Source organism: Pseudomonas sp. AC463, from assembly GCF_979253585.1.
Window position 1 is genome coordinate 1 of the sequence record NZ_CEEDDZ010000160.1, and the last position, 402, is coordinate 402.

At 66.9% G+C, this 402-nt stretch carries 1 pseudogene; it reads right to left on the reverse strand.

Annotation, left to right across the window (positions count from 1 at the left end):
• Positions 1-402, reverse strand: a pseudogene (locus tag AC0IYH_RS29590) (glycogen debranching protein GlgX); the annotation flags it as partial.

Here is a 402-nt window from a genome sequence, read left to right on the forward strand (position 1 = left end):
TCGCCCGCGGTCAGCATCGGCGTGCCCTTCGATGCGAACAGGGTCGCCAGCATCGCGCGGACATCGGCATCGCGGCGGCCGCGGATCGCGGGATCGCTGCTCGGACCTTCGACACCGTTGTTCCATGCGATTTCCTCGGCATGACCATCGCGGTTCTGCTCGCCATTGGCCTCGTTGTGGCGATGGGCATAGGTGACGACATCGCCCAGCGAAAAGCCGTCATGCGCCGCGACGAAATTCACCGATCGCGACGCGCGCGCGCTCCCGAACACATCGGAGGACCCGGAGATCCGCGTCGTCAGCACGCCCGCGCCGCCGTCGCCGCGCCAGAAGCGGCGGACATCGTCGCGGTACCGGTCGTTCCATTCCAGCCAGTTCGCGGGAAAATGCCCGAGCTGATAG